Source organism: Bacteroidota bacterium (assembly GCA_008933805.1).
Lineage (GTDB): Bacteria > Bacteroidota > Bacteroidia > UBA8524 > UBA8524 > SB11.
Window position 1 is genome coordinate 77,870 of the sequence record WBUH01000018.1, and the last position, 19,006, is coordinate 96,875.

The window sequence follows — 19,006 nt, forward strand, 5'->3', positions numbered from 1 at the left end:
TTATTTCTTTTTTATTGTTCTGTAAACACCAAATATGGTGATTCCCAGTATCGAAAAAGCACCCCATGTAAACCAATTAGGTAGCTTCTGAACTTGTTTAGCTTCAGTAGTTTTGGTAAGCTGCGTTTTTAACCGTTCGATTTCTCTTTCCTTGGCCAGTATCGTTAATTGTTCAGCAGAGCACAAGCAGCTTGCTTTAATGTTGTTGCCGCTAAGTTCAATCTTCAGGTCTGATTTTCCCGATTTTATGCGTATTGGGGTTTTGAACAAACTTTTACAGGTGTCAATGAAAACCGGGATTGAGAAATACACACTATCAGCCTTGGTTGTGATAGTATCTATCCTTACTTTTTCAACTATGGAAACACTATCGGTTGAATGCAGCTCGCTATTTTTTGTAAACGTTTTCTTTGCGCAGCCGCTGAAGACGATACAGGCTAAAAAAGCAAGTACCTGAAGTATCGCCCTGGTTAGTTCTTTGTTATTGTTTTGCTGCATTTTTATGCGGTTTTATTGAGTGATTTGTAAACGGCGCGGCCGATGAAAAACAACCCTACCAAGCCGGCTACACCCAAGCCAACTTTTGCACCCGTCGTATTCAATCCTTGTTTTGCAAGCTGCAAAATACTTGCGCGTGTGGAGTCGCCATAAACCAACCGGTTTAACCATCCGTTTTTATTATCCTCGTAGTTGTCGAGGCTTTTTAGGTAAACTACCCTTCTGTTTAGCATTGTATTAAAAAGCCCGCTGTTTCTTGCGCTATCGGCGTTTATCTGTGCTGCACGTTGTGCATAGGTACCGGTTGGATAGCCAACACTTTTATAACCACCGCCGCCCCAAACTGAGTCGGCCACTAAAATTTTTATGGCCGGATTGGAAATCTTATCAATAGCGTAGAATTTCCAATATACCTCGTAAGCAATCTTGATAGCTTGCTCCTTGGTTATTTGCCTGAGCGTATTTTCATTGCCCGGAATGCCAAACAGCTTTGGGGCTTGTTCCTTCCATACGGCAATTGTTACCCCGCGATTAGTGAGTCCACCGGGGTCGGCCTTGGGTGGCCGGTCGGCTATTCCACCTTCCCACGGGGCAAGTATTTTACTGTACCACAAGGCAAAGTATTGGTCATACATTAGCGTACTCAGCTTTAGCGTTGAAGTTTGGGCAGGTTTTTGCTACGCCGGGAAAATCCCTGTGCCCCTGAATTATTGCGCCGGGGTAACGCCCTTTCAGCTCGCGTACAATTTGCAGCAATGATGCCTTTTGTTGCGGTGTTCGGGTATCGTGGTAGTCGCCCGGCTTTCCTGTTATAATACCGCCAACATAGGCCACATTTACAGTCGGGGTGTTGTAGTTGGCCACCCCGTTTGAAATTAACCCCTCGTCAATTAATTGCTCAACCCTACCATCCGGCCAAACAAGGTAATGATACCCGGCACGGGTAAAGCCTCTTGCTTTCCAACCCTGCCAAAGTGCTGCCAGCGTGGTGTTTTGTTGGGTTGCGGTTACGTGTATTGCGATGTATTTAATAGCGCGCGCTTTTTGCGGCTTTTTGGTTAATGTTGTCATTTTCCTTGCTGCTGTTAAAATTATTGCTAATGGTATAAGTGCTAACAGGGCTTTCATGGCTTCCTACGCTCTTTTTCGTATTCGCGGGCTGTTTGCCCGTCTTTGGATAAAAACAGTCCTAATGAGCCTACAAAAGCCATCAGGCTCAAAAATTCTTCAGTAGTAATCTTGCCCTGTGAGAACAAGACAAGCCCAACAAGACAAACCAATCCGGCAAAACTTGTCCGCCAGTTTTTTACGGTTATTGTCCATAGGTTTTTGAGCATTCTCATAATAAATTACTTACTGTTTGTGTTGGTCTTACTTCCGAAACGATTCCCATTCCATTCATTGATGGTGGGCTGTAAGGATTAAGGGTAAGGCGCGAGGCAAACACCCATATTTCACGACCCTTTACGGCCTGAACATTGGTGCTGTAAATTCCGTCTTGTGTGATTTTGATTTTTACAAGGTTGGCTTTACCGTTGCGTTTACTTACGCCGGTAATTGTCCCCCAAGGTGCGGATGCGCTCGCAGGACGTACAAACATATCATATTTGCCGGTGCCCGCTTTTTGGGTATAGGAATTTACATCCCAATAGCCGGCATCACTAAAACCAAGATTTTCTTTTCCGGTACGCAAGCTGTAGACGGACTTTCCAAGCGTCAATTTTTCAGGGGCTTCTTTATCCAAGCTGGCTGCAATCCAAGCCTTATAATATTCAGTATTAAACTTACTTTTAAGGTCGTTGCTAACCTTCCACAGGCCTGTTGGTAGCCAAATTTGTTTCATCCGCGCAAGATGTTCTTTAGTTAGCACCATCTCAAACCACTCGAATATGGTACCGGCGTCAGGCATATTTATTACATCCAAAAACCGCCAAGCCCTAACACCAAAATCTTTGGCCACTTGTTTTAACTCATCAGTATTTAACCCCTCTAAAAGCCCAAATAGTTTTTGACTATTGTACGTGTAGAAGACTAATATATATGTGCGCTTGCTGACTTCATTGTAAATTTGGTCAGCAATGTTTTTGTATTGAAACGGGTCTTGTGTTAGCTGCTTGGTGTCAACCGCAATAGCTTTCAAATTTACCTCTTGATTAGCGTCGGTACCCGGTGTAACCTCGTCACGCTTTTTTTTGAAGTAATTAGCCGCTGTTATGCCTCCCAAGAGGAAAAACAAACCAATTCCGATGTCTTTTATTGCCGATGAGTTCATATTAAAGTGCTCCTATTATTAGTTTTTTGTTCCTTGCCAGCTTTTCTTCAATGCCTGGCTTTTTCAGCAGCTCAGCCAAAATATTTAATGTTTCTTGCCGCATGCCGGCTATGTTAGCAAGGGTCTGAATGTTCTGAGGGGTTTGTTTTGCTATTACCCTCAAATTTTGCTCCTTTTGAAAACGGTCTAAAACGTCTCCAACCTCAATAGTTATAGTTTCTGCCATCTTATTATTATTGTTGATTTTGCGCCTGAAGAACCATATTATAGATATGACTCAAGTATTCTTTATCGTGGTAGAACTTCGTAAGTACCACCGATGCCATGCCTATCCATTCGCGGTCGCCGGCATCCATTTTGTCTTTTAACCCTTGTATCCATTGACCCATAGTAACCCTGAACGAATCGTCTTCAATACCATCAAGGCCGGGCATTGCTGTTTGAGTAGTTTCATTTGCCGCAGTGGCACCCATTACTTTTGATACTATCCCTTGAGTTATTTCGGGATTTTTCTCTAAAAACCCTGACAGTCCTTCAAAGAAGTCTTTTTTGCCGGCCTTGGCTATTAATTCATCCAACTCTTTTTGTTTCTCATAAGAAAGTTTGAACGCCTTTAACTCATCCCTTTCAGCGCGCAAGTTTTTAATCTCTTGCTTTAAGTCGGATATTTCTGAACGCGCCTCCTCGTACTGAGTTTTATAGTGTTGGATAAGAAAATCCTTATCTCCTATATACCCTACCTGCTGGCCGCCAAGGCCTAAAAGCGTGGGCATAGCCGATATAACAGGGGGCTGGTAATTGGATGTTTGGGGTTGCAGAGGAGCTTCAGCTAATGAATCATTATCAAGGCTCACCTCTTCGGTACCTATTTTTTTGGTAGCGGTGCCGTTTTTCCCGTAAAAATCAATGGTTATGGTATCAACTGAATAAGTAGTACTAATATCGTTGAGATATTGCTCAATATCTGAAGGAGCCGAACCGATGTCCTCAACCCTTACTTTTTTTGGGGTTATTGCGGCTCCATGACCATAAATCATTATTTCAACCGCGCGGTTGAAAATTCGTATTGCGGCTTGTTTTGCATTAATCACAGTTTGCTCCTTTCTATAATTGTTTTTACTTCGATAACAGTTGCTTTTATCTCTTGAAGCACAGAATCTTGTTTCTCCTGTTTTTCCTGCATTTTTGTTATAGTTTCGTTTTGGTGCTCAATTTTCACCTGCATTTTAGCAAGTGAAACGCGCATATATACCCATTGGCCAATTAGCAACGCCCCGATTGGCATACTTGCTAAAAACAAAGCCCATAAGTCCACTGAAACTAATATTGCTAATGGTATCATGTAAATTGATTGTCGTTAACTTTTAAAATTTTAACCTCGCTTATTGCTTCTTCAGGCAACTGATTAATGTCAAGAACCACAACAAATACTTTACCTTCAGTAGTTGTTACAACCGGATACAAGTATTGCGTTACGGATGTTTCAGGCACATCCATTTTGGCAAATTGCACTGCGTCTTCAATGGCGTCAAACACCAATCCTGTATAATATTTAGAATCCATAGGCTTTTTTTGCAGAATTGGCAGCGAATTGTTGTTCAAGGCTTGTAAGTATTCGCGGCCAAATTATCATTTCATAAATCCTTGTTCTATTCGTTGAGCTAAACTCTTGTCGTATACTTCCGTTAGTTGCGGGAGCAGCTATTGAAAAAGGAAACGCGCCTGTAGAAAACGAAACCTGCATTTGTTCTGACACCCCGTTTCTCAACACTTTAAACCTGTTTAACACGCTTGAATTTTCCGTGCCATCATACATAATTATAAAGTTATTCGATACTGAAGTGCTAAACGCTGTTACGCTTTCAATTGTGGCTGCTGAAGAAGCTGCTAAATCACCAATTTGTATGGATAATTTACCCATTCCTGATGGGTTTACACCGATTATTCTTGCGTTCATTCCGCTCATTGCGGGGTTGCTTTCAGATGTAGCAACCTGGTAAATAAAACTGAAATCTCCTGTGGGCGGGGGGGCTGTATTAAAGCTACATGATATTGTAAATTGCTTACCCGCGCCGTATAAAGTTGAATTTAATTTTGTTCCGAAATTCCAAAGCCTTACTCCTAAAAGGTCACTTATAAAATGCGGCTTAGCAGAGATTATTAATTGATATTGATTTGAGGCAGTTGTTTGGTTCACAAAACGATTGTTACCGGATTGGTCATACCAAACTGCTCCATAAATTAGTGAGTTTTGCCACCCTGCCAAGGTTTGACCCGATTCTGTGGCGCTGGAGTCGGACAAACTCTTTAAATAGTCCGGTAATATTCCTGTTTCTGCGTTATCAGAAAGCCTTCTTACTCTTACCAAAGGACCGGTATAAGTATTTAACAATTGCCTTGTAGCCAAGGCAAAAGCAGCATTCGGAACATCAGCAAGCAGGTATAAAATCCTGCGGTCTGACGCACCGAATGTTTTATTACCCGGTAAGGGCGATATACCATAAGATCCCTTTTTCATTATTTCCTTGGTTCAATTGTTGTGTTCGGATTCAAACTAAAACCGCGTATTACTAAGCGATTAGTGCCGCCGCTCGCAAACCTCACAGGAATATTATCACTGTATTTGCCGCCGATAATTTGGTCAAATGAACGCTCCTGACCTGCAACAAGTGTGGTGTTGGTGCCAATAGTGGCCGTTGAAGTACCCGTGTTCTCAACACTAAACGCGTCAAGCCCCCTGACAGGTAAAAACCCTTCCGTTTCAATAAGCTGGTCTATAAATGTAACAGCGAAAAACACCATGCTTAAAACTCTTTACTAATGATGAAAGCAAGGTCAAAGGTTAGTGGTGTTCCTGAAAGGTTTTCGGGAAAAAAAACTTCAAGGGTGTAAACAGAGTTTGAATTTATATTCAGTGGCTTGTAACGCTCGCTTGGATTAACCGCAGTAGAGCAAATCCAATCGTTTTTGTGCGTTAACTCTTGTATATAAACCCCACCTTCTGTTTTAAGCCCTACACGGTAATAACTTGAAGAACCGGTAGTAATTTCATATAAATTACAACCTTCTACAATCTGGTAGCCGTTAGGAAAAACAATTTGTTCGGTGTAAGTGCCTGTGGCAGTTCCTGCCGAACGGGTAAATGTCTTTGTAAAATACCTGTATTCTTTCATTTTTGATAAGAATTAAAAAGCCGCCGTTGCCAGCGGCTTTATACTAACTATAAACTATGGAGGATAAGGCTTAAACGATAAACGAAGCCATCTTGAAATTCACGCGAACACAAGCGTTTGCACCCAATGCCGTACCTGCAACTGCGGGTAGTACATCTGCGGTTAACTGTGATTCGCCGGGAACAAAAATTGGCGTACTTAACATAACCACGTGCTGACCGTTCTCGTTCACAATCCTTGTGTCGTCCACAAAGAAGCGGTTGCCCGGAATTACTACTGGGTCTTGACCGCCAACATTGAAGCGATAGTCAGAGTTTTGAACCAAAACAGGTATAAACGGAGGCTGCGCGGTTGCTGCTGAGGTGATGTTAATACCATACACACGGTTTACATACAACGCTTCAGCGGCTGTGTTGGCTGATTCGCCATACATTACCTGTACTCCATAAATAACACTGTAAGCCTCTTTGCCAACCTTGCCCCTGTTTAATGAGGTTAAACCGGGCTGAATATCAAGGTTGGGGTTAATCAATGGAATTGTGGCTCCTACAGAAGGGTTGGGCGCAAAACCAACACCCACTTTTGTCGCCGAGTAATGCTCAAAATCACGGATTTTGGCTTGCCCCGATTCGATTTTCCGGCGCAACTCTTCGTTTGAGTTTCCGTCCATAAGCACTTTTTTGGCAAGGAAATCAACGTGTGGTGGTACCCATGCCTTTAGTACATCTGACCAAATATTTGAATTTTTCATGGTTTCTTATGTATGTGATAAATGATTTTTGAATTTTTGTTTATGAGGTTTTTGATTGATTACAGTAATTGAGATACGTTGCCGTCATCAGGATTACCCATACCGCTCATTTGTTGGCATATCAACCTGTATGAAGGGTCAATGTTTTGCATTTTTTGAACACCGCCGGGAATTGGAGCAATACCGGGTTTTGGATTGCCCTGATTGATTTGTTTCCATTGTTGAGTTGCTTGCTGCATAATACCGTTACCCATTAGTGATGAAAACAACGGGTCTTGGTCGGCGTTAAATTCGTAACCGGGTAAATTACCCATACCGGGACCCGATACACCAACGGGCGCAACCCACTCTTTCAATGTGCTTTTTAGGCTTTCGGGTAAAAATCCGATACCTGAGGTGCCTACAGATGGTTCGTTTACTACGTCGTAAACTCCTTTGCTTACGCCATAGATACCTACACCAGCAGCAAGAGCGGTTACATACATGGGTTTGTTCATAGCAATACTCAGTCCTGCCCCTGCAAGCCCCAAAATTGCCATACCCCATGTAATCATAGGTTTATTGTCTTTATTCAGCAGTTTATTTACTATGTGGCCTGCTGTAAAACCACCAAAGCCGGCACCTACGGTAATTGCACCCTGCTTACCGGCTTCTGTGTAGTTGATTGATTTAAAGTCCATTGTATAATTGTTATGAAAGTTTTATTTTGATTGTTTTGCCTTTAGTTTTTTTAGGCGGAATACCGCCCATAGAGGGTTTGCCGCCGCCGTTTTGGGTTGCTTTGTATATGCCTAAGCCTATAAGCAATGCAATTGCAATAGGCATTGCACTTGATTTTTTTGCAGGTGGCTGTGTTTGATTAGTACCGTTTGCGTCCTTAGGGACATTTTTTAACGCATTTACAATGCCTTCGCCCCATGCGTTTTCAGGCGTTAGAGTACGTTTGTTTTCGTATGACTCTTGAGGAGTAGTAACAAAACTATTGGCGGTTGTTGGCGGTAATTGGTTTTGAACAGGGTTTAATGAAACATTACTGCCGCCGATTATCATTGCATTTGGATTGGGGGTAGGCGTGGTTTGTGGAGGAATAATATTTGTTTGTGCAGGCGGCGTGGTTTTAGACGATGGCAGGTTGTTGTTAATGAACGAAGGCGCGTTGTTGTTCACAAATGTTTGTGCGGCAGCTACAGAGGCTTTGCCCTGATTGATTGCGTTTTGAACCTGTGCCGCTGCTGTTTGGCCTTGGTTAACCAAATTTTGCACCTTATTTTTTGCCTCATTTGCCTTTTGAACTGCGTCGGCGATTTCGTTCACGGCCGCTGCGCCGCCTCCCACTGCACTTATTATTGTTGCAAGTGTGCTGTTTGCTAAAACCGGGGTAGCTTCTGCTACGGTTGCAGCCACCGTTTCTGCGCCACCAGTTCCTAATGCACCAAGGCCAAATAACATTTTGTTTTTTGCGCCATTATTAACTACGTTGATTAGGTTTTGAAAGTCCCCACCAAAGCTCTTTTCCCACATATCTTGCAGCCTTTTGCGCTGCTCAGGTACCTCAAGTGCTTTTTTTAGATTGGTGCCTAATGCCCTAAAATTCAATGCAACCAAGGCCATGAAGGCTTTTCGGGGAATAAAAAACGCTACCTCTTTGCCGGTATCAATTACATCTTGGATAAAATTGAGCACATTTTGCGGAATGTTGAGTTTATCCTTAACCTGATTGATAACGTTTTGCGCTGCTGCTCCGGGGTTTTTTATCACCTCTTTTACTTGCTGTGCTGCTTGGGTTACGCCTTTTTTTACCCTGTCAAACAAACCATCCATTCCGTTTAATCCGCTCATTGCAGGGTTTAAAAGGGTTTGATGGTCGTTGCGGGCAAGCATATCAAGTGTTGCGTCCCGGTTGGGTGTCCAAAAGTTGTCAATAGCTAAATCAAACATTTGAACCATAGCGCGGGGGTTATAGCCCGCTGCTTGGTATTTTGCAGGATTTGAAATGATTGAATTTCTTTGGATTACAAGTGAGTTGAAAATATCGGTTAGGCCATCCGAAGCATTACCTAACCCGTTCATTGAATATGCGGGTACGTCCATAAAATAATCGTAATAAGCTGTGATGTGGTCGGCTTCAGCATCAAACGTGTCTAAAACCGGGTCAATAGTGATAAAGCCGTTACCGGTATTGGGTGCGCCCAACACTTTTTTTGTAGGCACAACCACATAAATATGTTGCAAGTGGTCTTTTCCCTCTATTGCTATTACTCTGAAATAATGGGGTATGCCTAAATTGGTCAGGCACGATGAAATAAAGATTGAAAAGCAATCGCAATCAACGCCACTTTTCGATTCTGCAATAGTTCGGGCTGGCCGGCGCAGTTGCTCTACATTGTCATCATCCTTTTTGTACTGCACATACCTGTACAGCCAATCGTACAAGTTTTTGCAAACTTGGTAAACGCTGTTATCCGCGATTACTTCATTTGCAAACATTTTGGTGTCTGATAGGGTGTTACGGACAATGTTATCCGCCAATTGAACCGCTTGTAATGTAGATAGCTTGCGGCCTTTGTAATAAAACGGGTCGTTGTAAGATGCTTTAGGAAAGTATTTTAGAAAAGGGGTTATGTCCGATAACCTACGGTTGTAAGCTGCTGCAACTCCCAATCCGTTTAAAAACTGTACAGGTACAGTCGGGGCGGTTAGCATTGCATCATCAGGAGCAAGCAAAACAGGTGTTGTATATGCTCGTTGCCTAATCATAATAATGATGAATAATTTTGAGAGTAGCCGCCCATTGATAATTGTTGCTGAGCATTGCAGCAAGAGCAACCAAGTCCTTTAAGGCCGAAACTATTAAGTATGTTACTAACCCAATTACCGCCGGCTTTTATGATTGTGAATGCCTGCGCCGGTACGTAGTCGCTTAGTTTAGCTGATTGTTTGATGTTTACAGGCAAGCCCTTATAGTCAAAATCAACCTGCATTTCAATCACCGTGTTTTCATTCAACTTGGTGATAAGTGTTGCATCAATATCAACATCAATAGCAACAGGTGTATTTTTATCGGTGGGGATTGCAAGCGATTCAATTACCTGCGGAATCAGTGTAAGTAATTGCATGGTACCGGCAGCGTCCTTGTAGCGAATTGTAAAACGCAACCGCTCAATGGTAACATTAAAGCCGGTACGGTTATATAGAGTGATGGGCAACACAACTCTTATCTGTGTTCCCATAACTTTATGAACCCTGCCAAGGCCGACGGTAAATTCAAAGTTTTGCGATGCCGAAGCGGCGCGCATGATGGTTGGGGTTGCTAATAAAGCAGTTGCTCCAAGTATGCCGGCGATTACAAAACCTTTTTTCATTATTGTTTTTTGTGAAAAACTGAAAACAAAGGTTGAAAATGTCGCTGGCGCGGATGTCCGATAATGTCCGTTTATGCTCGATAATGTCCGATAATGTCCATTGTTGTCCGATAATGCTCGATAATGTCCGTTTTTAGGCGTTGAAAAACATTGCTTTTTATTTATTCCTCTGTTTGGTTAGGCTGGCCGCAATGGTCAACTATCATTTTTACCTCAGCTGGCGAAAAGGTGCGGGTATCGCGGTTGATTAAATCAAAGCCATCAATCTTTTTGAGCCACTTTTTTAAGGTGCGCTTATCTACACCGTACCAAGCTGATAGGCTTTGCAGGTTTTGCAACCCCGTTGGATATTGTTGATTATTATTGCTTTTCATTTATCAACCGTTTTAATATATTTGTATTTTACAACGGGGTTTCCATTAGCTTAGCAGTCAGGGGTCTTATGGCTGCTTTTTTTATTCACGGTAGTAATCAATTGAGCCGTAATACTTGCCTAACTCCATTGTGAGCAACAATAATAAAGCCGGGTACGGTGTATTATTTCTATCAAGCCCTATATAATCAAGGTAGTTTAGTTCATTCAGCATCAACAAACCTTCACCGTCTATTTGCTTTATAACAACTGATTTCTTGCCAGTGTACCATTTAGCACCTACCCTGTTTAGCTTTAGTATAAATGGGTAAAAGGTAACGCATAGCAACCTGTGTGCGCGCTGATGGCTATGCGGCAACCTTTTATAGTTAAATCCTATAAATGACCTTAGCATATAGGATAAATCCCTTACTTGTGAGCAAGTAAACTTAAAACGCACCCTATCCGGAGGGGCAACTATATCAGGATTAACTATCATACTTCGGTGTGTTCAACGTCTATGGTTTTTGGTTCAGCTTCAGCTTGCGGGTGATTATCCTCTAACGAGTCTGCAAGTTTTGCCACCATTGCACCGGCTACAACTGATATGCCGGCGGCAAAAAATTGCTCAAGCGGGGTAAGGTCGTTGTTATCGGTAATTGCTTCATAGGTTCTTATACCTGCAACAATACCCAAGGCAGCAGCTTTATGGTTTACACCCTTTTTTCTATCTGTTGTTCGGTGTTTAGTACCCATTTGTGTAGTGTATTATTGTTTGAATTATCGTAGATAATGGCAGTATTGTACTTGCCGCGTATTTCGCTTACATATTTCATCAACGCAAAAAGGCCGTCTTGGCCACCGGGTTTTTTATCAAGTCGTTCACGGCTAAAAAACACCTTCGGGGCATTGTTTCGGTTTCTGCCGTTGCCGTTGATGAAGTAAACGACCAGCTTATATTTTGCCTTGGTATTCCAAGTAGGTTTTTGGTTTTGTTGCATAGTGTTGGTTAAGTGGTACATGAACATGAATAGGCCGGTAAAGCCCCCTCTAATTCAAATAGTTGTTGCTGTGATTGTGCGGCGTTCAAAAGGTGTTCATACCTAATACCGCTTATGTATGTAGCCGGTTTAGTATAATCCCCGCTTACGGGGATTATACTCTCATCACGTATCCATTTTTCAGCTAAGTCAGGGAATTGCTGTAAAATCTTAATAATGTTGTTTTTGCCCTTGAGAAAACACAAATCACAATTACCTAATATCGACGGTATGTTTAGCTTGTATGGCTTTGAGTTCCAATAATTATTTACATCGGCCTTGGTAATTCCCATATCCGCCAGCGGAAAATGCACAGATACCTTTTTCCATGCTGATTTGTAGCGGTGAACCCTTTGCATTTCATCGGCTCTGAAGCCTATGTAGCTTTGGTAGCTTTTAAGCCCTATTGTATTAACTAAGTACCTGCGGGCGGTCATTACTTTTAGTTCTTCAGTACAAATCCGTTGAGTCCTGTTTGGAAGGTATTTTTTTACCGCCACCAAAGCATCAAAGCCTGTTAATCCGGGTGCTTTTTTGTGCGTATAGGTTGCGGTATGTACCTTTATTCCTTCGTTTTGTTCAAAGGCTTCAATAAACTTATAGGTTTCAGGGTGTTCGCGGCCAGTATCGGTAAACAATACCACATCGTCAGCTTGAGGTTTTAGCAGTATTGTCATATACGCCGATGTTTGGCCGCCGGAAAAGTGTATTACCCTTGCCATCAGTTTACGTCCTTATTGCGTTGGTTTGCTATTTGTTGCAGCAGCGTACTCATAGCCTCTTCATACATTTGTATTGCTTCAGGCAATCGCTTGTTTTTGAACTTGGTTTGCCACTTGCGGTAAATGTTAATTGCACCGCCGCTATGCAATACCTCCTTCATTGCTTTTTCTACCTCGATTTCACACTTCATTAACTCCTTACGCTTGCGGGTGATGGCAAGCCAATCCATTGTTGCAATAAAACCGTATGGCGTTCGGGCATCCAAGTAGGTCAATGGGTTAACTAAAAACTTACCTTCAGGGTATAGGTGCGCCTTGTCAGGAGATAGCGGCCGCTCCATCCAAACTTTTGCCAGCCGGATACGTTCAAATAATTCAACTTGGTACTTTTCCCACCGTTCGCGCGGCCAATCTGCTTTAAAGCCTGCATACACGTGAAAGTATATTTTATTCAAGATTTCGCGCTTCATATCATCGCTGTATGTGCGGTAAGGGTACAGCATTTTCATTAGCTGCTTGAAAAAATCAAGCACTAAGGCTTTTTGCCATGTGGGGATTGTGGATTTCGCGCCGCGCCGCCCCTCTTTTTTTTCTTTTTCGGACGTTGATTCTTCTTGCTTTTCCACAGGGGTTGCGGTTGCTTCGGGCTGGTTGCAAGAAAAGGTTGCAAGAGTGTTTAGGGATTGTGGTGGTAGCGGGTTGGTGTGCGCTTCGGAAACCACCACGCCGCTTAAAATAGATTGTTGAATGTTGTGTTCACTTTGCTTACCCTCAATATTTCTTATTACTAAAGGTATCATACTTGTACATATATGGAGAAAATTTTTCTCTCCAAAAGGATGGCGGGGCGGCGCGCCGCCCGCCAAAACCCTCAAAATCTTGCCACCCGTTATGGTGTTTAACAGGGGGCGGGGGTCAACCGTTATTTCATAGTCAGCATTTGTGCCTCTGAAGGTTTTATACAGCAGCCCGTAACGCTCTAATTTGCTCAAATGATTAATTATTGTCCGGTTGCTGCAATTAAGCTGAGCGGCCAGCATATAGTTATTCAGGCGCACCGGTATTGGGGCATCGTGGAGCAACTGCAAGTACGGGTTACGGCGTATGTAGGCATCAACCACACGTAAAAACGTGGCCAGCACGCCGCCTCTTATTTTCTTTTTGGGTGAATCATACCGGGCGTTAACGTGTTTCAAGTAGGCAGCCACGTTTTTAAAAGCGGTTCCGATGTCAATTCGGGTTAACCCTTCAGGTTGTGCCGGTTGCTGATTTTGGGGTATCTTATACCCTGCCGGCAAGCGGCCGGCTATAATGTTTTGTATTGGGCGTTCGTTTCTCATGCTGTTTTGCTGTAATCTTCTATTGATTTAAATATTTGATATGCTAATTGGGGTACTATTGCGTTGCCGTATGCTTTTACGCTTTCCCTTCGCCAGCTTGGAACGGTAATTCCGTCCAATCGGCCGGAAAACCCATCATTTCGGCTAAAAACGGGGGGTTGAGTTGGGAAGTTTTCCCAATCAGGCACGAAACAGTGTCGTTGAGTGCTTGCGTGCGCAGGGTTTTGTGCCTGTTTGGCATCCCCGTTCGGTAATCCCCTGCTTTTGGTGTTGGGAGCAGTCCCGCCCTCAATAATTGAATTAACTTTATACCATAACGACTCCCTTTTTTCGACTTGTTTTTGCCGTCCGTGAGTGTCCGGTGGCCTGCTTTCGCGTCCGATGCCGTTATAGTTGGCAACAATAAATAGCCTGTATCGCTCGTGCGGAGCTCCGACCGCTGAAGCTGGCAATAAATATGATTGTACTTCGTAGCCCTCGTTTTCCAATTGTGTGCATATTTCTTTATGCACCAACCCTTTTGACCAATTAAGCAGGCCGCGAACGTTCTCGCCCACAACCCATTTGGGCTTAACCTCTCTAATTGCTCTAAACATTTGCGGCCATAAATGCCGAGGGTCGTTTTTTCCGGCTCTTCGCCCGGCAACACTGTAAGGTTGGCAGGGGAAACCTCCGGTAATAATGTCAATTGTGTTTGCATAGGGTGTAAAGTCAGCTTGGGTAATGTCTCCGATTGAAACGGCATCAGGGAAATGATAACTCAGCACTTTAAGGCAAAACGGGTCTATCTCGCTGTATGCGATAGTTTGCCAGCCCATCCAACGGGCGGCAAGACTAAAGCCCCCTATGCCTTCAAAAAGTCCTAAGTGTTTCATATTATTGGTATGGGTTACGCCTCCAATCGCGATAAATAATTGAGTTTGTACAGCTACCGCAAGCGCAGTTATAAACTACCTTACCGGCTAATTTTATGGTTGATGGGGAGTGATGAAATGTGCGCTGGCAACTGTCACAGGTGTATGTACCATAGTCCGCACTAAATGAATTGCTATAAAACCACGGTGAGTAAGTGTGTTTGTTTTCAAACTCTGTTCGCCTTTTTTCCTTTTGCAATGTTTCATACTTTCTATCCCCTTGACCCCGCCATCTCCAATAATCTCTAAGGGTTTCAAAACCCATTGTTCTATATCCTGCGAGTCGTTTGATTAGGTCTATTGCTCGAATGCGTAAGTCGTGATAATAATTTCGTTTTTCACTCCATTTATTAATACTCTCTATTGTCCTTGCCCTACCCCCTTTTTTTGCGGCAACCTGATAGCCCGTTTCAAAACGATTGTACAACTCGTTAGCTGCTTTAGCGCGTTCAATAACCGTTGTTGGTAATGGTTGAAAGTCTAATGATGAAATCATAGTTCTAAGGTTTAGTTTGGCCTTCAAATAGGTGCGTCGGTATTAGGCCTGCTGAGTTGCCGCAATCGCAAATGCTGTTCTGAGAAGCATACAACTGACCGCACTTGCATTGCCATTTTGTGGGCGGTAAATCCGCAACGGGCTTTAAATATTGGGCTGCAAAGCATCCGGGAAAACCAACGAGGAAAACACACTCTTGCCCGGCACGGTCAATGTAGCTATCTGTTTGGCATTCCCATACGATGCCGCTGCTGTATTTGTCAAGCGTGGCCTCGTAACAGTTGTACATTACAACACTATCTCCCTTGCAAAGGGTTAAGGTTTTGTTGTGGTCGATATACTCTTGGGTTGTCATAACTATATGGTTTAGTTTCGTCTTCAAAAAGCCCTAAGTGTTTCATCAAAAAAGTTTGTTTGAAACGGGGTAGTTAACCCAAAGGCATTCAGTTTTTTTTGATTTGTAATTCGTGTTTCTATCAGTTTTAGTAATTAGTGTCCATTTTTTGGGCGTAAGCAATTCTTCATAAAGCTCACAATGGTAGCCGCTTATCATTATTCTGCACTTTGAGCAATTAGCAATAGCCAACAAACGCCGGTGCTGCCCTTCAGTAAACTCGTGTTTATAAATGTTTTTAGCATTGCGTGTCTCTGCCAAATAGGGCGGGTCTAAATAGACAAAAACATTTGGCGAATTATACTTTTCAAGAAGCTCGAAAACATCCAGGTTTTCTATCTGAATACCCCTGAGTTTGTCAACAGCCCTGTGTAAGTGGGTTATTTTACGATTCCACGTATTAACCCTACATACATCATTAGGCTTTATGTTTATTTGATTACCCCAACTATGCCATGTTTTCTGTGAACTACCTGAAAAGGATTGAAGGTTGCGGGTGAAAAATTTTCGTGCCTTTTCTATTTCAGAATCGGTTTCGGCAATTAAAGAATTACAGTCCTCTCTGCTAAATGGAGTAAAGTATATTGCTCTAATTAACTCTTCAGGATTATAGCGAAGTTGTTTAAAAAAGTTTACAACATCGTTATTAATGTCATTCATAGTAACAAGAGTTGCTGAAACATTCAGAGCAACCGAGCCACTTCCGCTCATAGCGTCGACAAAATGAATGATGTTGTCGGGCAAATTGCCTATAATCCACTCCAAGTGTCGGGTTTTTCCGCCATAATATCTGAGAAGGCTTATTTTTTCCATTTTACTTTATTTCAGGCCAATCCCAATACGCCTGCCCTTGCGGGGCATATATTTTATGGGGCACAGTTAGTAGGGCTATTGGGGGTTGCCCTTTTGGAAAAATAGTAATACAAGGGGCTAAATCTCCCCCCTCAGTTACTATTGCGGCAATTGGGTAAACGGGTATAGGTGTACCATCAGGCATATTACCCTTGGTTGCGTTTGGCACATCATAGTAATGTACTATTCTGCCCAAAGTGGGTATTTGTAAAATTTTATCAGCAAATTGTTTTGCAGGCTGCCAATTTACCTGTATTGTTTCACCGTCTTTGTTCATCGGGTGAACAATAAAAACGCACGGTGCCTGCATTGCTAACCTAAATTCAACGTGCAGATTTTCCGTGTACTCTTTTTCAAGCATGGGAAACAATTGTTGGGTGATTTGGGCAATGGCTCTGTCAATGCCCATTCTTTTTTCGATTTCTGTTGTCATGACTTTATTTATTATCAATGTGAACCGTGCCGGCCAGCGGCATAAGTGAGGGTATTTTTGTCTTTGTTAGAACAAACACTTCGTATTCTTTGCCGAACTGAAAATGGTTGTAGTTTGGGTCTCCTTTGTCGACACTGAAGGTTAATTGTGTGTTCCATCCCAACAACGCCGTTTCATTGCTTACTGAAGGGTTTAGGGTAATTGTTTTGTTCGAGTCTGTTTCGTTTATCGAGGCTACGCGCCACGTTGATACTTGTTTTGCCATATTGCTTGTGTTAGGTTGTAATTAATTCTTTAATGGTTTGGCCTACTTGGGCTTCAAATTGCTGTGGTGTAAATGCTTGATAAGTAATTACCCACACCAGCGGATTGCTTTCCCAAGGGAATGTTTGACGGTACAGTTGATTCCATAATGCCCGGTAATCGTCCAAAGCTGCCGCAAGGGTTGCTTCATCATAGCAATAGGATTTTCTCATGCCTTCAGCAACCGCGTCTTTCCCTGTAATTTTATTCAATTGCTCTACTCTCACTCCTGTGACTAATAGAAACAATCTTGCTGAGGACAATGGAGCATGAATAGCTGGCGTCCATTTAGTTTTGCTTATTACGCTTTGGGGGTATATCTCGTAATCCGCTTTGTAAATGGGCTTATCCATGTCAGCGTTATTTGAAAACGTTTCGCGTTGCCAAAGCCAATCACCGGGACCACCAAAATCAGAAAAGCAATTAAACCGTTCGCCCTCCCCCTCAAATACCGCCGCCCATTTGGCGCGCGTTTCAATGTATTCCATGTGCGAAAACGAAAGTTTTTCAGATTCAAATAGTTTGCTAATGCCCGGTCGGCGGGTTTCTGTTTTATTCCCCAAGTAATTTTGCAAAGCCATCTCTGCGCTGAACAAAGCAGGGGTTAACCGTTTCTTATTTTTTAGTATCATAGTGTAGTTGCGTAATACGTTTCAGACTCGTCTGCTGTTGGGGCGCACATTATAACCTCGCAAAAAGGGTGGTTTTTGTGAAACTCCGCAAGTGCTTCGTCCTCATTGTCGGCATCAATGCGGGCGGTTTTAGTTTTACTGCTGGTGTCGTCGAAATAGTTAATTATATATACCATAATTTTAGTGGTAGTTAATCCATAACCAAAGTGCTATAAGTCCTATCAAAATCAATAGTTCTGCAAAAAACTGAATTGGGTTTTCGCGGATATACTGGCGGATGGGCTTGCGCTTTTTTGACTTCATTGCTAAGCATTGGGGTTAAGCAACGTCTTGCGATGAGGCTCATCAGGGGTAAATGGAGTAATTTTCAGGTTCTTAACCCCGATTTCTCTCAACTCGTTAATCATATCTTCAGCTTGATGTTTTAACCAAACCGCTGCTCCTAATTTGCCCTGTTTCAGCAAAAAAGTGGTAGATGTTGGGGTTTCCGCATCAAGGTCAGGATGAAGATAGTGGCCGGGGTTAGTGGTGCTCTCAATAAAAAACACGCCTTTATAGGCTGCGTTCTCAGTGATGTCGCTCTTTATCTGTGCAAACCGTAGTTTTAGTTTTTTTAAATAGTTTCCCATTGTTGTAAGTTGTTTCAATTTGTTGCGGCAGGCCGGGAGTCGAACCCGAATTTTATACTATCATTATGGCTATCGCATCCCTGCGTGTGCGACCGCGCACATACCTGCCTATTTTTATTTTTTTTCATTAAACACGGCTTCAAACACCACGTTTTCTATTTTGTAAAATTTGTTAATGAATTGTGCCAGCGTTGCCGCCTGCTCCATTGTTGCAAACTCAATGGCGTTGTGTTTTTGTGCTACGCCATGAAACTGAACGGGTAATTCTGTACCCTTTGAAAGTCCTGCTAAATAATGTTTGTACACTACTTTGCCGTCTTGAATGCGCGTCATTGCTATTACGTATGTTTCCATGCTTATAATTCAAGATTGTTGGTTTCGCCTTTCAGGTAGGCGATTAATTCAGTGTTTTTCGCGCCCTCTTGGCAGATGTAAAACTCTATCGGGCTGAAGGGTGCGAAATCAAGGCCAAACGCACCTTTCCTTGGAGGAAATAAGTGGTCGCTATATGGCGTTTCAAAAACCTGAACATCATTAGAAAAGGGCTTTGCGCAAAGGTTTAGTAATTCGACGGCGCGAGGTGAGGCGCAATCGTGTGTCATTTGGCCGTATATACAAAGCCCGGGTTTTGAAGGGTAAAGAATTTCAAAATCTAAGTTTTGCAATTCTTCGGGTGTTGCGTGCAGCTTCAGGTTGTTGGCCTCCTCGCGCACGAGGGCTTTTAATTCTTCGGTTATCATAACAATTTAATGTGTGATGCTTGCTTGATTGCGTTTGATGCCATTGTTTTATTGCGCTTAACCACAGAGCGCAGGGTTTTTATTTGTTGTAAATAGATGTGCC

32 protein-coding genes and 1 pseudogene are annotated in these 19,006 nt (G+C 42.8%); all 33 read right to left on the reverse strand.

Features of this window, described 5'->3' with window-relative positions; genetic code table 11:
* The 33 genes and pseudogenes from F9K23_15785 to F9K23_15945 all read right to left on the reverse strand — a co-directional run bounded on the left by F9K23_15785 (nucleotide 1) and on the right by F9K23_15945 (nucleotide 18,903).
* Nucleotides 1-498, reverse strand: a complete 498-nt coding sequence (locus F9K23_15785) for a hypothetical protein (protein ID KAB2913928.1) — start codon at nucleotides 496-498, stop codon at nucleotides 1-3.
* A 2-nt stretch (nucleotides 499-500) separates the two neighbouring features.
* Nucleotides 501-1,133: a hypothetical protein gene (locus F9K23_15790; GenBank protein KAB2913929.1), complete on the reverse strand. Its 633-nt coding sequence runs from the start codon at nucleotides 1,131-1,133 to the stop codon at nucleotides 501-503.
* Complete coding sequence (locus F9K23_15795) at nucleotides 1,126-1,569, reverse strand: N-acetylmuramoyl-L-alanine amidase (protein KAB2913930.1); 444 nt, start codon at nucleotides 1,567-1,569, stop codon at nucleotides 1,126-1,128. Before F9K23_15795 ends, F9K23_15790 begins: the two co-directional genes overlap by 8 nt.
* A 53-nt stretch (nucleotides 1,570-1,622) precedes the next feature.
* Nucleotides 1,623-1,841 carry a hypothetical protein gene (locus F9K23_15800; protein KAB2913931.1) on the reverse strand — a complete coding sequence of 73 codons (219 nt, stop codon included), beginning with the start codon at nucleotides 1,839-1,841 and terminating at the stop codon, nucleotides 1,623-1,625.
* A complete protein-coding gene (locus F9K23_15805; protein ID KAB2913932.1) occupies nucleotides 1,838-2,770 on the reverse strand; it encodes a hypothetical protein in 933 nt (310 codons plus the stop codon). The genes F9K23_15800 and F9K23_15805 overlap by 4 nt, the downstream gene beginning before the upstream one ends.
* 1 nt (nucleotide 2,771) lies before the next feature.
* The gene (locus F9K23_15810) at nucleotides 2,772-2,996 is read right to left on the reverse strand and encodes a hypothetical protein (GenBank protein KAB2913933.1); all 225 of its coding nucleotides are present in this window, start codon (nucleotides 2,994-2,996) and stop codon (nucleotides 2,772-2,774) included.
* A gap of 7 nt (nucleotides 2,997-3,003) precedes the next feature.
* A complete protein-coding gene (locus F9K23_15815) occupies nucleotides 3,004-3,861 on the reverse strand; it encodes a hypothetical protein (protein KAB2913934.1) in 858 nt (285 codons plus the stop codon).
* Nucleotides 3,858-4,112, reverse strand: a complete 255-nt coding sequence (locus F9K23_15820; protein ID KAB2913935.1) for a hypothetical protein — start codon at nucleotides 4,110-4,112, stop codon at nucleotides 3,858-3,860. Before F9K23_15820 ends, F9K23_15815 begins: the two co-directional genes overlap by 4 nt.
* A complete protein-coding gene (locus F9K23_15825; GenBank protein KAB2913936.1) occupies nucleotides 4,109-4,333 on the reverse strand; it encodes a hypothetical protein in 225 nt (74 codons plus the stop codon). The genes F9K23_15820 and F9K23_15825 overlap by 4 nt, the downstream gene beginning before the upstream one ends.
* Complete coding sequence (locus tag F9K23_15830) at nucleotides 4,323-5,288, reverse strand: hypothetical protein (GenBank protein KAB2913937.1); 966 nt, start codon at nucleotides 5,286-5,288, stop codon at nucleotides 4,323-4,325. Before F9K23_15830 ends, F9K23_15825 begins: the two co-directional genes overlap by 11 nt.
* Nucleotides 5,288-5,572, reverse strand: a complete 285-nt coding sequence (locus F9K23_15835; GenBank protein KAB2913938.1) for a hypothetical protein — start codon at nucleotides 5,570-5,572, stop codon at nucleotides 5,288-5,290. Before F9K23_15835 ends, F9K23_15830 begins: the two co-directional genes overlap by 1 nt.
* Nucleotides 5,573-5,574: 2 nt before the next feature.
* Complete coding sequence (locus F9K23_15840) at nucleotides 5,575-5,943, reverse strand: hypothetical protein (GenBank protein KAB2913939.1); 369 nt, start codon at nucleotides 5,941-5,943, stop codon at nucleotides 5,575-5,577.
* A 70-nt stretch (nucleotides 5,944-6,013) separates the two neighbouring features.
* Nucleotides 6,014-6,694 (reverse strand): hypothetical protein, encoded by a 681-nt coding sequence (locus tag F9K23_15845; GenBank protein KAB2913940.1) that lies wholly within the window; start codon nucleotides 6,692-6,694, stop codon nucleotides 6,014-6,016.
* A 59-nt stretch (nucleotides 6,695-6,753) separates the two neighbouring features.
* Nucleotides 6,754-7,374 carry a hypothetical protein gene (locus F9K23_15850; GenBank protein ID KAB2913941.1) on the reverse strand — a complete coding sequence of 207 codons (621 nt, stop codon included), beginning with the start codon at nucleotides 7,372-7,374 and terminating at the stop codon, nucleotides 6,754-6,756.
* 10 nt (nucleotides 7,375-7,384) lie between these two features.
* A complete protein-coding gene (locus tag F9K23_15855; protein KAB2913942.1) occupies nucleotides 7,385-9,451 on the reverse strand; it encodes a hypothetical protein in 2,067 nt (688 codons plus the stop codon).
* Nucleotides 9,448-10,056, reverse strand: coding sequence for a hypothetical protein (locus F9K23_15860; protein KAB2913943.1), 609 nt, complete (start codon nucleotides 10,054-10,056; stop codon nucleotides 9,448-9,450). Before F9K23_15860 ends, F9K23_15855 begins: the two co-directional genes overlap by 4 nt.
* 161 nt (nucleotides 10,057-10,217) lie before the next feature.
* Nucleotides 10,218-10,430, reverse strand: coding sequence for a DUF4248 domain-containing protein (locus tag F9K23_15865; GenBank protein KAB2913944.1), 213 nt, complete (start codon nucleotides 10,428-10,430; stop codon nucleotides 10,218-10,220).
* Nucleotides 10,431-10,511: 81 nt separating this feature from the next.
* Nucleotides 10,512-10,907, reverse strand: a complete 396-nt coding sequence (locus F9K23_15870; GenBank protein KAB2913945.1) for a hypothetical protein — start codon at nucleotides 10,905-10,907, stop codon at nucleotides 10,512-10,514.
* A complete protein-coding gene (locus tag F9K23_15875; GenBank protein ID KAB2913946.1) occupies nucleotides 10,904-11,164 on the reverse strand; it encodes a hypothetical protein in 261 nt (86 codons plus the stop codon). The genes F9K23_15870 and F9K23_15875 overlap by 4 nt, the downstream gene beginning before the upstream one ends.
* Nucleotides 11,122-11,409, reverse strand: coding sequence for a hypothetical protein (locus F9K23_15880; GenBank protein KAB2913947.1), 288 nt, complete (start codon nucleotides 11,407-11,409; stop codon nucleotides 11,122-11,124). The genes F9K23_15875 and F9K23_15880 overlap by 43 nt, the downstream gene beginning before the upstream one ends.
* Before the next feature lie 8 nt (nucleotides 11,410-11,417).
* Nucleotides 11,418-12,170, reverse strand: a complete 753-nt coding sequence (locus F9K23_15885; GenBank protein KAB2913948.1) for a phosphoadenosine phosphosulfate reductase family protein — start codon at nucleotides 12,168-12,170, stop codon at nucleotides 11,418-11,420.
* The gene (locus F9K23_15890; GenBank protein KAB2913949.1) at nucleotides 12,170-13,510 is read right to left on the reverse strand and encodes a hypothetical protein; all 1,341 of its coding nucleotides are present in this window, start codon (nucleotides 13,508-13,510) and stop codon (nucleotides 12,170-12,172) included. The genes F9K23_15885 and F9K23_15890 overlap by 1 nt, the downstream gene beginning before the upstream one ends.
* Entirely contained in the window at nucleotides 13,507-14,385 is an 879-nt protein-coding gene (gene dcm, locus F9K23_15895; protein ID KAB2913950.1) for a DNA (cytosine-5-)-methyltransferase, read from the reverse strand. Before dcm ends, F9K23_15890 begins: the two co-directional genes overlap by 4 nt.
* A 1-nt stretch (nucleotide 14,386) precedes the next feature.
* Nucleotides 14,387-14,920 carry a hypothetical protein gene (locus F9K23_15900; protein ID KAB2913951.1) on the reverse strand — a complete coding sequence of 178 codons (534 nt, stop codon included), beginning with the start codon at nucleotides 14,918-14,920 and terminating at the stop codon, nucleotides 14,387-14,389.
* A 124-nt stretch (nucleotides 14,921-15,044) separates the two neighbouring features.
* A pseudogene (locus F9K23_15905) lies at nucleotides 15,045-15,275 on the reverse strand (hypothetical protein).
* A gap of 45 nt (nucleotides 15,276-15,320) precedes the next feature.
* Nucleotides 15,321-16,127, reverse strand: a complete 807-nt coding sequence (locus F9K23_15910; GenBank protein ID KAB2913952.1) for a DNA adenine methylase — start codon at nucleotides 16,125-16,127, stop codon at nucleotides 15,321-15,323.
* 1 nt (nucleotide 16,128) lies between these two features.
* Complete coding sequence (locus tag F9K23_15915) at nucleotides 16,129-16,599, reverse strand: hypothetical protein (protein ID KAB2913953.1); 471 nt, start codon at nucleotides 16,597-16,599, stop codon at nucleotides 16,129-16,131.
* Nucleotides 16,600-16,603: 4 nt separating this feature from the next.
* Nucleotides 16,604-16,864, reverse strand: coding sequence for a hypothetical protein (locus F9K23_15920; GenBank protein ID KAB2913954.1), 261 nt, complete (start codon nucleotides 16,862-16,864; stop codon nucleotides 16,604-16,606).
* Between the two features lie 10 nt (nucleotides 16,865-16,874).
* Nucleotides 16,875-17,534, reverse strand: coding sequence for a hypothetical protein (locus F9K23_15925; protein KAB2913955.1), 660 nt, complete (start codon nucleotides 17,532-17,534; stop codon nucleotides 16,875-16,877).
* On the reverse strand, nucleotides 17,531-17,710 hold the full coding sequence (locus F9K23_15930; protein KAB2913956.1) for a hypothetical protein: 180 nt from the start codon (nucleotides 17,708-17,710) through the stop codon (nucleotides 17,531-17,533). Before F9K23_15930 ends, F9K23_15925 begins: the two co-directional genes overlap by 4 nt.
* A gap of 129 nt (nucleotides 17,711-17,839) precedes the next feature.
* Nucleotides 17,840-18,163: a hypothetical protein gene (locus tag F9K23_15935; GenBank protein KAB2913957.1), complete on the reverse strand. Its 324-nt coding sequence runs from the start codon at nucleotides 18,161-18,163 to the stop codon at nucleotides 17,840-17,842.
* A 114-nt stretch (nucleotides 18,164-18,277) separates the two neighbouring features.
* Nucleotides 18,278-18,517: a hypothetical protein gene (locus F9K23_15940; GenBank protein KAB2913958.1), complete on the reverse strand. Its 240-nt coding sequence runs from the start codon at nucleotides 18,515-18,517 to the stop codon at nucleotides 18,278-18,280.
* 2 nt (nucleotides 18,518-18,519) lie between these two features.
* Complete coding sequence (locus tag F9K23_15945) at nucleotides 18,520-18,903, reverse strand: hypothetical protein (protein KAB2913959.1); 384 nt, start codon at nucleotides 18,901-18,903, stop codon at nucleotides 18,520-18,522.
* Between the last annotated feature and the right edge of the window lie 103 nt (nucleotides 18,904-19,006).

Bases quoted from the DNA above. Each gene is read 5' to 3' on its own strand.
- F9K23_15785 (KAB2913928.1), bottom strand. From the start codon at position 498: ATGCAGCAAAACAATAACAAAGAACTAACCAGGGCGATACTTCAGGTA.
- F9K23_15790 (KAB2913929.1), bottom strand. From the start codon at position 1,133: ATGTATGACCAATACTTTGCCTTGTGGTACAGTAAAATACTTGCCCCG.
- F9K23_15795 (KAB2913930.1), bottom strand. From the start codon at position 1,569: ATGACAACATTAACCAAAAAGCCGCAAAAAGCGCGCGCTATTAAATAC.
- F9K23_15800 (KAB2913931.1), bottom strand. From the start codon at position 1,841: ATGAGAATGCTCAAAAACCTATGGACAATAACCGTAAAAAACTGGCGG.
- F9K23_15805 (KAB2913932.1), bottom strand. From the start codon at position 2,770: ATGAACTCATCGGCAATAAAAGACATCGGAATTGGTTTGTTTTTCCTC.
- F9K23_15810 (KAB2913933.1), bottom strand. From the start codon at position 2,996: ATGGCAGAAACTATAACTATTGAGGTTGGAGACGTTTTAGACCGTTTT.
- F9K23_15820 (KAB2913935.1), bottom strand. From the start codon at position 4,112: ATGATACCATTAGCAATATTAGTTTCAGTGGACTTATGGGCTTTGTTT.
- F9K23_15825 (KAB2913936.1), bottom strand. From the start codon at position 4,333: ATGGATTCTAAATATTATACAGGATTGGTGTTTGACGCCATTGAAGAC.
- F9K23_15830 (KAB2913937.1), bottom strand. From the start codon at position 5,288: ATGAAAAAGGGATCTTATGGTATATCGCCCTTACCGGGTAATAAAACA.
- F9K23_15835 (KAB2913938.1), bottom strand. From the start codon at position 5,572: ATGGTGTTTTTCGCTGTTACATTTATAGACCAGCTTATTGAAACGGAA.
- F9K23_15840 (KAB2913939.1), bottom strand. From the start codon at position 5,943: ATGAAAGAATACAGGTATTTTACAAAGACATTTACCCGTTCGGCAGGA.
- F9K23_15845 (KAB2913940.1), bottom strand. From the start codon at position 6,694: ATGAAAAATTCAAATATTTGGTCAGATGTACTAAAGGCATGGGTACCA.
- F9K23_15850 (KAB2913941.1), bottom strand. From the start codon at position 7,374: ATGGACTTTAAATCAATCAACTACACAGAAGCCGGTAAGCAGGGTGCA.
- F9K23_15855 (KAB2913942.1), bottom strand. From the start codon at position 9,451: ATGATTAGGCAACGAGCATATACAACACCTGTTTTGCTTGCTCCTGAT.
- F9K23_15860 (KAB2913943.1), bottom strand. From the start codon at position 10,056: ATGAAAAAAGGTTTTGTAATCGCCGGCATACTTGGAGCAACTGCTTTA.
- F9K23_15865 (KAB2913944.1), bottom strand. From the start codon at position 10,430: ATGAAAAGCAATAATAATCAACAATATCCAACGGGGTTGCAAAACCTG.
- F9K23_15870 (KAB2913945.1), bottom strand. From the start codon at position 10,907: ATGATAGTTAATCCTGATATAGTTGCCCCTCCGGATAGGGTGCGTTTT.
- F9K23_15875 (KAB2913946.1), bottom strand. From the start codon at position 11,164: ATGGGTACTAAACACCGAACAACAGATAGAAAAAAGGGTGTAAACCAT.
- F9K23_15880 (KAB2913947.1), bottom strand. From the start codon at position 11,409: ATGCAACAAAACCAAAAACCTACTTGGAATACCAAGGCAAAATATAAG.
- F9K23_15885 (KAB2913948.1), bottom strand. From the start codon at position 12,170: ATGGCAAGGGTAATACACTTTTCCGGCGGCCAAACATCGGCGTATATG.
- F9K23_15890 (KAB2913949.1), bottom strand. From the start codon at position 13,510: ATGAGAAACGAACGCCCAATACAAAACATTATAGCCGGCCGCTTGCCG.
- dcm (KAB2913950.1), bottom strand. From the start codon at position 14,385: ATGAAACACTTAGGACTTTTTGAAGGCATAGGGGGCTTTAGTCTTGCC.
- F9K23_15900 (KAB2913951.1), bottom strand. From the start codon at position 14,920: ATGATTTCATCATTAGACTTTCAACCATTACCAACAACGGTTATTGAA.
- F9K23_15910 (KAB2913952.1), bottom strand. From the start codon at position 16,127: ATGGAAAAAATAAGCCTTCTCAGATATTATGGCGGAAAAACCCGACAC.
- F9K23_15915 (KAB2913953.1), bottom strand. From the start codon at position 16,599: ATGACAACAGAAATCGAAAAAAGAATGGGCATTGACAGAGCCATTGCC.
- F9K23_15920 (KAB2913954.1), bottom strand. From the start codon at position 16,864: ATGGCAAAACAAGTATCAACGTGGCGCGTAGCCTCGATAAACGAAACA.
- F9K23_15925 (KAB2913955.1), bottom strand. From the start codon at position 17,534: ATGATACTAAAAAATAAGAAACGGTTAACCCCTGCTTTGTTCAGCGCA.
- F9K23_15930 (KAB2913956.1), bottom strand. From the start codon at position 17,710: ATGGTATATATAATTAACTATTTCGACGACACCAGCAGTAAAACTAAA.
- F9K23_15935 (KAB2913957.1), bottom strand. From the start codon at position 18,163: ATGGGAAACTATTTAAAAAAACTAAAACTACGGTTTGCACAGATAAAG.
- F9K23_15940 (KAB2913958.1), bottom strand. From the start codon at position 18,517: ATGGAAACATACGTAATAGCAATGACGCGCATTCAAGACGGCAAAGTA.
- F9K23_15945 (KAB2913959.1), bottom strand. From the start codon at position 18,903: ATGATAACCGAAGAATTAAAAGCCCTCGTGCGCGAGGAGGCCAACAAC.